Genomic DNA, 14476 nt, shown 5'->3' with positions numbered 1-14476 from the left:
CGCCGCCCGGGACCTAGCGAAAGTCGTGGGCTGATGCACGGGGCGAGCGTGCGCCGCCACCGGTTTGGATCTACGTGGGGAGGTCGTCCCAAGGATGACCTCCCCACCGCGTTAAGAGGCCCGATGCCAGAGGCCGAGGGCCGAAGCGGTCCGCCGAAGGCAGGCGAGCCGGGAGGCCAAGCCGGAGGTCCAGGCTTGGGTTCCGGGCCAGGCTCCGGTGCAGCCGGGCGAGGCAGACTTCCCCATGGGAGGCGAGATGACCAAGTACATATTCTTGACGGGCGGTGTGGTGAGTTCGGTGGGGAAGGGCGTGACCGCCTCAGCCCTGGGGAAGCTGCTCAAAGAGCGCGGCTTTCGCGTCAGCATTCAGAAGCTGGATCCGTATATCAACGTCGACCCGGGCACGATGAGCCCGTACCAGCACGGGGAGGTCTTTGTCCTGGACGATGGGGCGGAGACCGACCTCGATCTCGGGCACTACGAACGCTTCATCGACATCAGCCTGAGTCGGGTGTGCAATGTGACGACCGGGCAGATCTACTCTGAGGTGATCTCTCGAGAACGCCGAGGCGACTTCCTCGGCGGGACCATTCAGGTCATCCCCCACATCACCAACGAGATCAAGCGGCGCATCAGCCTGGTCCCGAAGGAGACCGAGGCCGAGATTGTGCTGGTGGAGGTAGGCGGGACGGTCGGCGACATCGAGGGGCTGCCGTTTCTTGATGCTCTGCGCCAGATGCGCTCCGAGCTCGGTCGGGAGAACACGGCCTTCATCCACGTGACATGGCTGCCGCACATCGGGGCCACCGGCGAGCTCAAGACCAAGCCGACCCAGCACTCCGTGCGCGAGCTGCGCTCCATCGGGATCACCCCAGACGTGATCGTCGCCCGGTCCGACCATCCGGTGCCCGAAGACCTGCGGGCCAAGATCGGGCTGTTCTGCGACGTTGAGCCAAAGGCTGTCATCCCGCTGGTGACGACCGAGGTGCTGTATGAGGTGCCGCTGCTGCTGGAGCGCGAGGGGTTGGGGGACTACATGCTATCCAGGCTCGGCCTGACGGCGCGCCAGAGCCCGGATTGGACGGAGTGGGAAGCGTTGATCGCCCGCAGCCGGACCCAGCGGCCGACGCTTCGCATCGCCATCGTCGGCAAGTACGTCGAGCTGAAGGACGCCTACATGAGCGTGCGTGAGTCGGTGCGCCATGCGGCCCTGGCGACGGGAGTGGATGCGGACCTGATCTGGCTGCACTCGGCCGAGCTGGAGAAAGGCAAAGGCTGGCAGGAGCTCGAGTCGGCGCATGGCATCATCGTTCCCGGGGGATTCGGCTCGCGGGGAGTCGAGGGGAAGATCGCTGCCGCCCGCTATGCCCGGACGAACAAGGTGCCGTACCTGGGGCTGTGCCTGGGAATGCAGCTGATGGTGGTGGAGTTCGCCCGGGTCGTGCTTGGCTCGGAGGATGCCAACTCCACGGAGTTCGATCGCAGCACGCCGCATCCGGTCATCGATCTGCTGCCGGAGCAGCGCGGCATCGACAGCATGGGGGGCACGATGCGCTTGGGGTTGTACCCGTGCGACCTGGTCCCAGGGTCAGTTGCGGCGGCCGCCTACGGCAAGCCCCAGGTTTCCGAGCGGCATCGCCACCGCTTTGAGTTGAACAACACCTACCGGGAGATCCTGGGGTCCCACGGCATGGTCTTCTCCGGCCTTTCGCCGGATGGGCGGTTGGTGGAGATCGCCGAGCTCAAAGACCATCCATTTATGGTAGGGAGTCAATTCCACCCGGAGTTTCTCTCGCGGCCCACGCGTCCGCATCCGTTGTTCCATGCCTTCATCCGGGCGGCAGCCGAACGGGCCAAGGCGACGGAAGGCTCCAGGCGGCAGGAGAAGGCCGGGAAACCGGACGCCCAACTGACCTGATTGGGGGGACACTCGAACCCCGGAAGTGACTCGCGCCGCGGGGCCGCCCCGCGCACTCACCCGCTAGGGTTCGACGATCGGGTCGTTGTCTTGCTCCTGCGCGGTGCGCATCACCCGCTGGCGATCTGCATTCAGTTTGGCGATGCCGTTGCGGGCCTGGTTGATCAGCCGGGTGAGCTCGCCCTCCAGGGCGCCCAACGAGTCAATGATGTAGTCGTCCGCCTCGCGGCGGGTGGACTCGGCATCCACCCGGGCCTGGGCCAGGATCTGCTCCGACCGGGCCTGGGCGGCCTGCACGATGGCATCTCGGTTGACGGTTTCTTCGCCTTTCTGCTTCGCCAGGCTGATGGTCCGGTTGGCTTCTTCCTGGGCCTGGGCCAGAATGCGATCACGCTGGGCGAGCAGCTGCTGGGACTTCTTCACCTCATCCGGGATCGAGATCCGCATCTGGTCGATGATCTCCAGGATGCGGTCCTCATCCACCACCACGCTGTGGGTGAGGGGGATGGGCCTGCTCTCGTTAAGCAGCTCCTCGAGCCGGTCTACCAAGTGAAGAATGTCCATAAATGCCTCCGGTCCACCTCACCGGTCGGATGGGCCCTTCGCCTTGGTTGCAAGCTTCAGGCCGAAGAGTACACCCATCACCAGACCAGGTCAAACCCGCCTAGTCACGCAAGGAGGTCATCTGCCGATCGTCCCCGCCGTCGCCCATGACGCGCTTGAGCGCCAGGGCGACGTGGGTCGGCACCAGGCTGGTCACATCGCCCCCCAGTGAGGCGATTTCCCTCACGGTGGAACCCATGAGGAAGCTGTGTTCCTCGCTTGTGATGAATGCCACTACCTCGATCTCCGGGGCCAGACGGTGATTCGCCAGAGCCATGCGGAACTCGTGCTCGAAGTCCGAGAACACCCGCAGGCCGCGCACGATCACCTGGGCCGAGACCTGGCGGCAGAAATCGACCGTCAGGCCGGAGTAGCCGACCACTCGGACTTTGGGCTGGGCCATGAAGGTCGTCTGGACCAGGGCCAGGCGTTCCTCGGGGGGGAACAGCAAGGTCTTGAGCGGCCGATCATAGACGGCCACGATGACCTCGTCGAAGAGCTTGCAGGCACGTTCGGTGATGTCGATGTGGCCGTAGTGAACCGGGTCAAACGTACCGGGGAAGACGGCTCGCACCATCAGCTGATCTCTCCTTGCGCCCCTGCCCAGAAGCGGCTCAGGTGGGCAGACAGGCGGGTGTGCTCCGGCTGTCGCAGGTCGGGGTCGTCCTGAAACAAGCGGCTGGCCAACCGGCGGGCTTTCTCGACAAGCTGGAGGTCCGTGACCTTGGCCAGGCGCAGCTCCGCGAATCCCGACTGGCGCGTGCCGAGGAAGTCCCCCGGGCCTCGCTGCTCGAGATCGAGCTCGGCTAGCCGGAAGCCGTCGGTTGTGCTCTCCAGCGCTTTCAGGCGTTCGTTGCTGGCGGGATCTTCGGAATCCGGCAGCAGCAGGCAGTAGGACTGGTGTTCGGATCGTCCGACCCGGCCGCGGAACTGGTGCAATTGCGACAGGCCGAAGCGATTCGCCCCCTCAATCATGATCACGCTGGCATTGGGCACGTCGATCCCGACCTCGACCACGGAGGTCGAGACCAGGATATCCAGTTCGCCGTTGCGGAACCGCTGCATCACGTCTTCCTTTTCATTCGGACGCATGCGCCCGTGCAGCAGTCCAATGCGCCGCTCGGGGAAGACTGAGCTCTGCAGCCGATCGTACTCCTCGACCGCCGCCAGGGCTTCGGTCTTCTCACTGCTTTCCACGAGCGGGTAGATGATGAATGCCTGCCTGCCGGCTTCGATCTGGGACAGGATGAACCGGTGGGCGCGGCTGCGCTCGATCGGGAGCAGCAGCCGGGTCTCGATCGGGGCGCGGCCCGGGGGGAGTTCATCAATCAGGCTGACGTCCAGGTCGCCATAGATCGTCAATGCCAGCGAGCGCGGTATCGGGGTCGCGGTCATCACCAGCAGATTGGGCGTTCCGCCTTTGGCGCGCAGCAGGGAGCGCTGCTCGACCCCGAACCGGTGTTGTTCATCTATGATCGCCAGCCCCAGCCGCTGGAACTGCACCGGCTCTTCCAGCAGGGCGTGCGTGCCGACCGTCAGGCGCACCTGTCCTTCGGCCAGTCCCTGGCGGATGCTGCGCTTGTCTGCCTCCGGGGTTGCGCCGATCAGCAGCCGGACCGAGTCGGCCGGGACGCCGTGGGCTGGAAGCAGCTCCAGCAGTGTGCGGTAGTGCTGCTCCGCCAGGATCGACGTCGGGGCCATCATCGCCGCTTGGTGACCGTTCCGGCAGGCGATGGCGATGGCCAATGCTGCGACCACCGTCTTCCCCGAACCAACGTCGCCCTGCAACAGGCGGTTCATCGGCCTGCCCGAGGCCATGTCATCCCGCACATCCTGCATGGCCGCCTGCTGGGCCTGGGTCACGGCAAATGGCAGGCTGCCCAGAAATGTCTTCATCCACTCGTCGTCCACCGTGAGCGGCGTCGTTTGCAGCGCCTGCCAGTCTCGCTTCTGGCGCAGCACGCCCAAGATCAGGTAGAACAGTTCGTCAAAGGCCAAGCGCTGCTGTGCTTGCTCAAGGCGGCGCGTGTCATCAGGGAAATGGATCTGCTGAACGGCCTGCCCGAGCTCGATGAGGTCGGCCTGCTGGCGCAGCTCCCCGCTGAGCGGATCGACCAACCGCGGCGCCAGGCGAGTGACGACCGAGTGCAGCACACGCCGCAGCCACTTGCCGCCGACTCCGGCCGTCAGGGGGTACACGGGGACGATGCGGTTGGTGTGCAGCTGCTGTCGTTCAAGCGGCTCCCACTCCGGGCTGTTCATCACCAGTTTGCCCAGATATTGGTCGACCCGACCGGAGAGCACAACGGCCTTCCCCGGTTGCAGGTTCTGGACGATCCATGGCTGGTTGAACCAGCTGACGCGCAGCGCGCCGGAGCCATCCGACACAACGGCCTCGACCAGCTTCATTCGCCCGCCGCGAATCGGACGAAGGCGGATTTCGTCGACGGTGGCGATGATAGTGACCTCTTCGCCATACCAGACGCGGTTGATGGTCTTGAGGGCGGAGTAGTCGTCATAGCGGCGCGGGAAGTAGAACAGCAGATCGCCCAGGGTGTGCAGTCCGAGCGTGCCGAGGGTGTGGGCGGACTTGGGGCCGATGCCTGGCAAGGTGGTCAGTGGTGCGCGGAACGCGGCTTCTTCCAGCGGGGAGTGGTCCTCCATGCTGGCGCCGGCGGTTGCGGCCGGATGGGCCTGTTCGTCCTCCTCCTCGTCGAGCAAGTCGTCCGGGGAGTCGGCTTCGGAAGGCATCGGGCCATCGGCGTCGGCGGGCATGGCCTCCGGGGCTGAGGTGTTCGTCCTTGGCCGCTCCTCGGCTGGAGCGGGGGACCGGTCGACCGGTTGGGGAGTGCTGCGCATAGCCACTAATTGCGATGGAGGGGCTGCGAGGGAGGCGCTGGCACCTGGATCAAGACTCGGCGCAGGCTGCGACCGGCCCTCGGCGGGTAGGGTACCCTGGGCGTGGATCCTGGTCCACAATGCATCCAGGCTTTGGTGGCGCTCATCCGGGGACTGGGACGGGTAGGCCGACAGCGTCTGGGAAACGCTGTCCTGAAGCTCCTCGGGCACGCCCGCCGCTCGGGCTTCCGCCAGCCAGGTATCGAGGGTGCGCTCGAGGCCGCCAAGAACTGCGCGGTTGTCATAGCCGCGACTGGCTTCCAGCCGGAGGAACTTGCTGAGCATCTCGAGGGCAGGGTTCATCGTAGGTTGGATCTCATCGAGTCCCTATAGTAGCATGGCCGCGATGCCCAGGGCGCCCGGGCCGATGTGCACCCCAATCACCGTGGTCGCCTCAACCACCCACGGGTCGAGCCCGGTCATCCCCGCCAGCCTGCCTGCCAGCGTCTCGGCCTGCTGCGGGGCAGCGGTGTGCAGCACAGCTAAGCGGGCGATCTGGCCCCATCCCGGGACCAGGCCGGCCAACTGGTCCTGGGCGCGCCGCAGAGTGCGCACCAGTGCCAGGCGTTCGACTTTCCCGCCGTCGACGCGCACGAGCAGCTTGACCTGCAGCAGATCGCTCATGCTGGCGCCCAGCCAGGAGACGCGGCCGCTGCGGCGGACGTACTCCAGGCTGTTCAGCATGGCGACCAGGCGCACCCGGCGACGGGCCCCGGCCGCCGCCTCGAGGACATCGTCCAGTCCAGCGCCGGCGGCGGCGGCTTCAGCGGCCTCAACGACCTGATAGCCCAGACCGAGTGACAGCTGCCCACTGTCGACCACGTGAACGCGGCCGGGAAAAGATCTCCCCGCCTGAGACGCAACCTCGTAGATGGCGCTCAGTTGGGAGGCGACATGGATCGCCAGGACATCCTGGGCGCCGCCGCCCAGCAGGCGGCTGAAAGTCGACTCGAAGGCGGCCGGAGAGGGCGCGGCCGTGGTCGGCAGGCCGCGGCGGGAGGCCATGCATCGGTACAGCTCGCTCCGCGCCAGGCCCTGTCCATCGGCGAAGGTCTTGCTGCCCAGCGTGACCAGGGCCGGGATGACGATGATGCCGAGGGCCGCAGCCTGCTCGGGCGGGATGTCGGCGGTACTGTCGGTGACGATCGCAATCGGGCCGCCGGCCTCGGTCACTGCAAGTCCTCTTCGGACTCGAGCACAACCATGCCCAGGCTATTCAAACCGACCAGCGTAGCGACCGAGGGACCGTAGCCGATCACGTGGATCGGCGCATGCGGATGAACCGAACGCACACGCTCGAGCACCCCCTCGGTCTCCTCGCCGGGCGTGGAGGTGTTCTGCAGGATGGCGATGTGATCCACACTGGCAAACTCCGAGACGAACTCCACGAGTTTCTCAATGGCCCTGGCCCTGGACTGCACCTTCTCCATCGGGACGACCTGGCCTTCCTCCATGGTGACGAACGGAATGACCCCCAACATGTTGCCCAGGATGGCCTGCGAGCGGCTCACCAAACGGTTGCGTTCGAGGTAGGTCATGTCGTCGAGGAAGAACACGCTGTACAACCTCGGGATCAGGCCTCGCACGATACGCACGATCTCCTCGAGCTCCGCCCCGCGCTCGGCGCCGATCGCGGCGTACTGGACGAGCATCCCTAGGCCGGCCGAGAACGACATGGAGTCGATAACCTGGATGTTGCAGCGCCCCAGGAACTGCTGCATGGCGATGCGGGCATTGGCCACGGTGCCGTTCAGGCTGGATGAGGTGTGGATCGAGATGATCCGGTTGGTCTCCTTGTGCAAGCGTTCGTAGGTGGCCACGATCGATTCGACGCTGGCGGCCTCCCAGGTTGCCGGCCGGACGTCCCATTCAAACAGGGGCATGGCCGCGGTTAGATCGACAGACGGGCCGTCCTCCAGGCTGTCGGTGCCTCGCCGGAGTGTCGTCGGCAGGATCGTGACCGGGTAGCGTGAGAGGAAGTCCTTGGATGGGAAGCGCACGGAGGCGTCCGTGACGATCCATGGTTGAGGCATCTTCACTCGACCGAAGCGATGATGGGGTAGTGGGGCTGACCGCCCTCATGGATCTCGATCTGCAAGCCGGGCCACTCGGCCCTCAACTGCTCGGACAGCTGCTTGACCTCCGCCAGCCGGATGTCCGACCCGTAGTACAGCGTGGCCAACTCAGCCCTGCTGGCGCCAGCTTTCCCCAGCGAGTCCCGCAGCACGTCATACAGATTCTCGCCCGCGGCCACCAGGGTATCATCCAACAGCCCAATGGTCTGACCGGCGCACACGTCCACGCCGTCGACTTTCGCCGAGCGGGTCGCAACCGTCACCTCCACGGTGCGCACCGCCTGCATGGACGACACCATTGCAGCCGCGACTTCGTCCAACTTCCCATCGGGGTCAAGGGCCAGCATGGCGGCAATGCCCTGCGGGCCAGTGTGGGTGGGAACGACCGCCACTTTCTTCACTGTGAGATCGACAGCCTGTCGGGCGCTCATCACGATGTTCTTGTTGTTCGGCAGGACGATCACCTGGTCAGTGGGCGCCAGCTCCACGGCCTGCAAGATCTGCTGCGTGCTCGGGTTCATCGTCTGGCCGCCATCGATCACCCCCGCCGCGCCCAGGCTGCCGAACACCCGCGACATCCCCTCGCCGGGCGAGACGACGATGACTGCGATCTGGCCGGCCTCCGGGGTTGCCAGCCGCAACGGCGGCCTGCTGGGCGCCATCCTGCCTCTCGGAAGCTGGAGCATCAGGTTCTCGATCCGGACATTGGCGATCGTCCCCAGCGACCGGACGTACTCAATCGGTTGGAGCTCCGTCTGGTCCGGGACGTGAATATGTATGCGGTAGATCCCATCCCCCTCGCCAACCTGAATCGATGTGCCCAGCTGCCCAAGCCGTTGATAGAAGGCCGGGATGTTCAGGTCCTCCGCCGGATGGAAGTCGACGATCACCTCCCAGTCTTGCCCGGGTTCGATGGCTTCGGCCGTCTGCTCGAGCTGCAGCTGGCTGATCGGCTTGACCTCGAGCAGCGGTTCATTCAGAGCTAGGCCATAGATCGTCCTGAGCATGCCCTCCAGGATGAGGAACAGCCCTTTCCCGCCGGAGTCGACGACGCCGGCCTCGCGCAAGACGGGGAGGAGTTGGGGGGTGCGCTCAACCGACTGGTCGGCGGCCAGGACCACGGCCTCGAGCACATCCAGGTTCGTCGCCGAGGGTCTGGCGGCCGCCTCTTGGGCGGCTTTGGCGAGATCCTTGGCCACGGTCAGGATGGTGCCCTCGACCGGCTGCAGCACGCCCTTGTAGGCGGTCTCGCGGGCGGAGTCCAGGGACTGCGCCAGCGCCGGGGCATCCATTGTCGCCAGGTCGTCCAAGCCCCGGGCCAGTCCCCGCCAGAGCTGCGACAAGATCACACCCGAGTTGCCCCGGGCGCCCATCAGCGCCCCATGGGCGATGGCCTTGGCCATTCGTCCGACAGAGGTCTCGGTCGAGTCGGCAACCTCCTCCAGGGCGGCCTGCATCGTCAGGGTCATATTGGTCCCGGTATCTCCGTCAGGGACGGGGAAGACGTTCAGGGCGTTGACGAGCTGCTGATTGGTGCGAAGCCAGATCAGCCCGGCCTCCGCCAATGCCCGCAGCATCGGCCCATCGATCCGGCGGAAGCCGTCCGCCAGGCGCTCTCGATCGGCAGGGTCCACCTGCGTCCCCAGGTAGGTCATGGGCTCGGCTGCGGCCTCATTCCGTGAAGCTGATGTGCAGATCCTGGACGTGGACGTTGACCTCGCCGATGGGGATGCCCAGCGAGCGTTCGACCTGATAGCGCACGGTGCGGGCGACGCTGGAGCTGACCGAGGTCACCCGTGTCCCATACTCGATCACCACATACAGGTCAATCTGCAGGCGATTGTGGCGCTGGCTGACTTCCACGCCGTGGCGCGGGTCTTGGGCAAGGACATAGGCAATTCCGTCCGCCAGGTTGCGCGAGGCCATGCCGACGATCCCGTAGGATCGCAGGGCCGCATGGGCGGCGATAGTCGCTACCGCCTTCTCCGAAATCGTGATCCTGCCGATTGGTTGGCTTTGGGATGACGCCATAGCTGCCCTCCGAGCTGCCAGGGCGCCTTGGAGGCACCAGGACAAGTATGGTATATTCTACCCTCACTAGCTCGCCAACCGGAAAGGATTGTTGGACACATGGCCAAGTGCGCAAATTGCGGTAAGACCACGACTTTTGGCCAGCGGCGTAGCTTTTCGCAGAGGGCCAGCAAGCGCAAGTTCCGCCCCAACCTGCAGAACGCTCGGGTGCTGGAGAACGGGCGCAGGGTGCAGAAGACCCTGTGCACAAAGTGCATTAAGCGCATGGCCCGCGTCTGAGCGGGCTCCCGCTTGGGACCGAAACGCCACCGGCCGCCGAACAGGCGGCCGGCCTGCTTCCTGCCGGGTTTGAGTGACCGGTCCTAGGCGACCGAGCGGCGGAGCGCCTCCAGGCCGGCTGCGATGCCCTGCGGGTGGCCGAAGATGGCGCTGGCCGCCACCAGGACGTCGGCGCCGGCCCGGACCGCCGCCGGGGCGGTCTTGGGCGAGATTCCCCCGTCCACCTGCAGCCGGGCCTGGGCCCCCAAATGGTCCAGCGCCTGGCGGATCTGGCCGATCTTGGGCAAGACGCTGCTCATGAAGCCCTGCCCGGAGTACCCCGGGTTTACCGACATCACCAGGACCAGGTCCACCATGGGTAGGATCTCAGTCAGGACGGACGCTGGCGTGCCGGGGTTCAGGCTAACCCCCGCCCGCACGCTCCCATCCCGGATGGACTGCAAGGTCCGGGGCAAGTGCGGGCAGGCCTCGACGTGCACCGTCAGATAGTCTGCGCCCGCATCGACAAAGGCCGGGAGCAGGCGATCGGGGTTCTCGATCATCAGATGCACGTCCAGGGGCAAGCGGGTCGCCCGACGGCAGGCTTCTACGATGAACGGGCCCATGGTGAGGTTAGGGACGAAATGTCCGTCCATGACGTCGATGTGAACCCAGTCGGCTCCGGCAGCCTCTGCCTGGGCGAGCGCATCCTGCAGGTGGAGGAAGTCGGCGGAAAGGATCGAAGGGGAAATCAGCACAGGTTTGGCCATGCTGCGTATGATACAAGTCTGCCCCACCTCCGGCAAGCGCCACAGCCCACAGCGGCAGGGGAGACGGAAAGCGCCGAGTTCGGAGACCGGTAGCGAGGCCTCTGTAAACCGTCCGTAAGGACCCCGCATTGGCCCGCTGTGGCATACTTGAAGCATGCCCCGGCAGACATGCAAGTGTCTGCCCTGCTCTGATGTCTTGCGGATGAGGGCGGAACCTGCGGAAGGATAAGATGCACCTGACGGACGTTCCCTGGTCACTGGTGCGTGAGCTAGCGACGACGGAGCTGGGCGATGGGGCCGCGGCGCCGGTGTGGCTGGCCTTCGGTCTGCCGGTGGTGCTCTGGCTGTCCGATTTCCTGGGCAAGCGAGAGCCGGCCTCAGGTCGCGATGCCACCCGAGACCGGGGACGTCGGGTAGACGAACTGGAGCATGAGCTCGCCCGCCTCAAGCTGATCATCCGCAAGTCGGCGGAGCTCAACCTCACCCTGAACTACGACCGTGTCCTGACGATGGTCGTCGATCTGTGCACCAGCGCCATCGCCAACGGCGCCGCAGAAGATACCCGGCTGGTCGGCGGGCTATTGCTGTTCCAGGATGACGAATTGAGCTTGGAGACCGGCCGAGGGTTCAGCCCGGCCGACATGCGCGTGCGTCTGCCCGGACGCGACGGGCTGTTGGGCCAGGCCCTGCAGAGGGGTACGTTGCAGGCGGCGGTCGATCCGGCCCACGACCCCGAGATCAAGCGCTTCGCAGCCGTGCAGGTGTGTCAGGCGGCGGTCTGCGTCCCGCTGATTGTCGGCATGGAAGCCTATGGAGCGTTGCTTTTCGCCCATCCCGTCCCAGGCTATTTCAACGAGGAGCGCCTGGAGCTGCTGGAAGCAGTTTCCCAGCAGGCCGTGACCGCGCTGCAGAACTCCCGTCTGTACCGAGAGCTAGAAGTCGAAAAGGAGCGCATCGCCGAGAGCCAGGAGGAGGCGCGCAAGAAGCTTGCCCGCGACCTGCACGACGGGCCCACCCAGTCGGTCGGGGCCATTGCCATGCGGGTAAACTTCGCCCGCAGGCTGATCGAGCGCAACCCCATGGCGGCTGCCGATGAGCTGTTCAAGATCGAGGAGCTGGCAAGGCGGACCTCGAAGGAGATCCGCCAGATGCTGTTCACCCTCCGGCCTCTGGTGCTTGAGACCGAAGGCCTGGTGCCGGCATTGCAGTACCTGGCCAACCAGATGAAGGAAACTCATGACCAGCAGGTGATCATCGAGGCCTCGCCGGAGGCGGTCGAGGAGCTGGAGGTCGGCAAGCAAGGGGTCCTTTTCTTCATCGCCGAAGAGGCGCTCAACAATGCCCGCAAGCACGCACGCGCCGACCACGTCTGGGTTCGAATGCAGCGCGACGGGGACTTGCTTCACCTCGAGGTTGCAGACGATGGAGTAGGCTTCGACGTGCGCTCGGTGGAGGCCGACTACGAGCGGCGGGGCAGCTTGGGGATGCTCAACTTGCGCGAACGGACAGAGCTCGTGAGCGGGGTTCTGCACATCGACTCTGGACAGGGACAGGGCACCCGGATCCACGTGGTTGTCCCCCTGACCATCGAGGCCGGGGAGCGGCTGCATCGTCATGGCTTTGCGGGCTGAGTGGGCTGCCTGCTGCCGCATCGACAGCGCCCCGCAAGGGGCGCTGTCGGTTTCTTGATCCGGGGACCGGCTTGGGCCTACCCACCCGGCTCTGAGTCGGCCGCCGATGGCGGATGAATGACCGGTGCTGCCAGCTGGCCGCAGCCAGCGCGAATCTCGATCCCGCGGCGCTGCCGCACGGTGGACGGGATCCCGCCTGCTTGCAGGACAGCGGCGAACGCCCGGGCGGCCTTGGAGGACGTCGCCGCCCCGGAGAATCCATCGGTCGGGTTGAGCGGAATCAGGTTGACGTAGCAGGTCAGCCCTCGCAGCAAGGCCGCCAGTGCCTGGGCCTGTTGCGGGCCGTCATTCACCCCGTCGATGAGCGCCCACTCGAAGCTGATCCGCCGATGGGTCCGCCCAACGTACTCCCGGCAAGCGTGCAGCAGCGTCTCGATCGGATACCGCCGGTTGACCGGGAGCAATTGGTCGCGTAGGTCGTTGGTGGCGGCATGCAGCGAGATGGCCAGGTTGATCTGCCGGTTTTCGGCCGTGAAACGCTCGATCATGGGCACAATTCCGACCGTTGAAACCGTCATTCGGCGGGCGCCGAAGCCAAAGCCGCGTCCGTCATTGAGGCGGTCCAGGGCCTGCATCGTGGCTTCGTAGTTGTGGAAGGGCTCCCCCATGCCCATCACGACGATGTTCGTCAATTGGCTTGCTTGAGCTCTGAGACGCCGGGCGCTGTCGAGCACCTGCTCGACAATTTCGCCGGAGGTTAAATGGCGTCCAAATCCCATCTGACCGGTGGCGCAGAAGGAGCACCCCATGGCGCACCCGGCCTGGGTCGAGATGCAGACTGTGCGCCGGCGGTCGTAGCCCATCCATACTGCCTCGACCGCTTGCCCGTCCCGCAGCCGGTACAGGGTCTTCTCGGTCTTGCCGTCGGCCGATGACAGGGCCGCGGTCGGTTCAAGCCCGGAGAAATCGAATTCCTGCTGCAGCCGAAGCCGGAGCGGCCGGGGCATATCGCTCAGCTGCAGCGGGTCGGTGGCCAGTGAGCGATACAGGTGTTGCCAGATCTGCAGGGCGCGGTAGGGCGGCTCGCCGGCCGCAGACACCCAGGCCTGGAGTGCCTCGAGCGGCAAGTCGAAGACCAGGGGCCGGGTCACCTGGCGGTCTCGAGGGCCGCCGTCAGCGCCGGGAGGTCGGCAAACACCCAGTCGGGTTGCACGTCGACGTCGGGCAGGTCCTCACGACGGGTGACGCCCGTGAGGACCAGGGCCGAAGGCAAGCCGGCGCGCCGGGCTCCAAGGATGTCGGTTTCCAGTCGGTCGCCAACGACCAGGGTGCGCTCCCGGCGGGTGCCCAACCGGTCGACCGCCACCAGGAAGAGGTGAGGCTCGGGCTTGCCGATCACCACCGGGTTCACGCCGGAGGCCGTCTGCAGGGCGGCGATGACGGCGCCGGCCCCGGGCAGAAGCCCGCGCTCCGAGGGGAAGGTGGCGTCGGTGTTGGTGGCGACGAACAGGGCGCCGGCCCGGATGGCCAGGGTCGCCTCGGACAGGCTCTCCCAGGACAGGCCGCGTTCCAGCCCGGCCACCACCACGTCCGCCGCCTCGGCCCTGTCCACAATCTTCATCCCAGCCTCGATCACCGCCGAGCGCAAGCCGGACTCGCCGACGACATAAACCGAAGTGCCGGCGCCGACTTGCTGCTGCAGGAAGGCTGCGGCTGCCTGGGCGGAGGTGATCACCTGAGCTTCGCTGAGGGAGACGCCGGCGGACACCAGTCGCTCGCAGATTACCGAGGCCGCCGAGGTGGCGTTGTTGGTGGCGATGACGAAGGGCAGCTGCCGGGCATTTAGTGCTTCAAAGAACTCTGCCACCCCCGGGAGCATGGCGCGGTCACGCCATAGAACCCCGTCCATATCGACAATCATGCCTTCGATCTCGGCGAGCGATGGGTGGGCAGCGGAGGGAGGGTCTGTGGGCGGTGGCATGTGACTCCAGGCGGTGCAGGGTTTCGCGGCGCTGAGACGGCCGAGGGCGGGCCTGCCCGTGTGTGCCGCTGGCAGGAGCAGGCCGGCAGGGGTGGCCCGCCAGTGCTCAATGGGCCGGAAATCGGCGTGCCAGGAACTCGAACACCGGGCGATCGATCGTCCGGCCTTCTAGGTCCGTGCGTTCCTCGAAGTTCTCGCTTCCGACAAACCGGCGCAGGGCTGCGTGCGTGGCGTCGTCCCACTGGCCTGTCGCTTCGCCGGCGAAGTACCGCTGGCGCTGCATGATCCGCTGTAGGCTCACCAGCGTCTGG

14 protein-coding genes are annotated in these 14476 nt (G+C 66.0%); 3 read left to right on the top strand and 11 right to left on the bottom strand.

Annotated features, from left to right (window positions below; all coding sequences use genetic code 11):
• The first annotated feature begins 256 nt into the window (after positions 1-256).
• Complete coding sequence (locus MUO23_09540) at positions 257-1918, top strand: CTP synthase (GenBank protein MCJ7513195.1); 1662 nt, start codon at positions 257-259, stop codon at positions 1916-1918.
• Between the two features lie 63 nt (positions 1919-1981).
• Here the strand turns inward: MUO23_09540 and MUO23_09535 are convergent, their stop codons facing one another.
• From MUO23_09535 to MUO23_09505, 7 genes are all read right to left on the bottom strand, one after another.
• Positions 1982-2482 carry a hypothetical protein gene (locus MUO23_09535; GenBank protein ID MCJ7513194.1) on the bottom strand — a complete coding sequence of 167 codons (501 nt, stop codon included), beginning with the start codon at positions 2480-2482 and terminating at the stop codon, positions 1982-1984.
• Positions 2483-2582: 100 nt separating this feature from the next.
• Positions 2583-3098, bottom strand: a complete 516-nt coding sequence (gene coaD / locus MUO23_09530; GenBank protein MCJ7513193.1) for a pantetheine-phosphate adenylyltransferase — start codon at positions 3096-3098, stop codon at positions 2583-2585.
• Positions 3098-5722 carry an ATP-dependent DNA helicase RecG gene (gene recG / locus MUO23_09525; protein ID MCJ7513192.1) on the bottom strand — a complete coding sequence of 875 codons (2625 nt, stop codon included), beginning with the start codon at positions 5720-5722 and terminating at the stop codon, positions 3098-3100. The genes coaD and recG overlap by 1 nt, the downstream gene beginning before the upstream one ends.
• A 24-nt stretch (positions 5723-5746) precedes the next feature.
• A complete protein-coding gene (locus tag MUO23_09520; protein ID MCJ7513191.1) occupies positions 5747-6592 on the bottom strand; it encodes a DegV family protein in 846 nt (281 codons plus the stop codon).
• The gene (locus MUO23_09515) at positions 6589-7452 is read right to left on the bottom strand and encodes a DegV family protein (GenBank protein ID MCJ7513190.1); all 864 of its coding nucleotides are present in this window, start codon (positions 7450-7452) and stop codon (positions 6589-6591) included. Before MUO23_09515 ends, MUO23_09520 begins: the two co-directional genes overlap by 4 nt.
• A gap of 2 nt (positions 7453-7454) precedes the next feature.
• Positions 7455-9149 carry a DAK2 domain-containing protein gene (locus MUO23_09510; GenBank protein MCJ7513189.1) on the bottom strand — a complete coding sequence of 565 codons (1695 nt, stop codon included), beginning with the start codon at positions 9147-9149 and terminating at the stop codon, positions 7455-7457.
• Positions 9150-9165: 16 nt separating this feature from the next.
• Entirely contained in the window at positions 9166-9525 is a 360-nt protein-coding gene (locus MUO23_09505) for an Asp23/Gls24 family envelope stress response protein (GenBank protein ID MCJ7513188.1), read from the bottom strand.
• Positions 9526-9624: 99 nt separating this feature from the next.
• Here MUO23_09505 and MUO23_09500 point away from each other — a divergent pair, with 99 nt between their 5' ends.
• Entirely contained in the window at positions 9625-9804 is a 180-nt protein-coding gene (locus MUO23_09500; protein ID MCJ7513187.1) for a 50S ribosomal protein L28, read from the top strand.
• Positions 9805-9887: 83 nt separating this feature from the next.
• Here MUO23_09500 and rpe read toward each other — a convergent pair whose 3' ends face one another.
• Positions 9888-10553 (bottom strand): ribulose-phosphate 3-epimerase, encoded by a 666-nt coding sequence (rpe, locus tag MUO23_09495; protein ID MCJ7513186.1) that lies wholly within the window; start codon positions 10551-10553, stop codon positions 9888-9890.
• 230 nt (positions 10554-10783) lie between these two features.
• On the opposite strand from rpe, the gene MUO23_09490 reads away from it, so the two are divergent.
• The gene (locus tag MUO23_09490; GenBank protein ID MCJ7513185.1) at positions 10784-12184 is read left to right on the top strand and encodes a GAF domain-containing sensor histidine kinase; all 1401 of its coding nucleotides are present in this window, start codon (positions 10784-10786) and stop codon (positions 12182-12184) included.
• A gap of 77 nt (positions 12185-12261) precedes the next feature.
• Here MUO23_09490 and rlmN read toward each other — a convergent pair whose 3' ends face one another.
• The 3 genes from rlmN to MUO23_09475 all read right to left on the bottom strand — a co-directional run.
• Positions 12262-13335, bottom strand: a complete 1074-nt coding sequence (gene rlmN / locus MUO23_09485; protein ID MCJ7513184.1) for a 23S rRNA (adenine(2503)-C(2))-methyltransferase RlmN — start codon at positions 13333-13335, stop codon at positions 12262-12264.
• Complete coding sequence (locus MUO23_09480) at positions 13332-14165, bottom strand: HAD-IIA family hydrolase (GenBank protein MCJ7513183.1); 834 nt, start codon at positions 14163-14165, stop codon at positions 13332-13334. The genes rlmN and MUO23_09480 overlap by 4 nt, the downstream gene beginning before the upstream one ends.
• A 106-nt stretch (positions 14166-14271) precedes the next feature.
• On the bottom strand, positions 14272-14476 hold a 205-nt coding region (locus MUO23_09475), incomplete at its 5' end, for a hypothetical protein (protein MCJ7513182.1).

This window comes from Anaerolineales bacterium (assembly GCA_022866145.1).
Taxonomy (GTDB): Bacteria; Chloroflexota; Anaerolineae; order Anaerolineales; family E44-bin32; genus PFL42.
The sequence above is the reverse complement of the archived record's forward strand: the minus strand, read 5'-3'. Positions and strand labels throughout refer to the sequence as shown.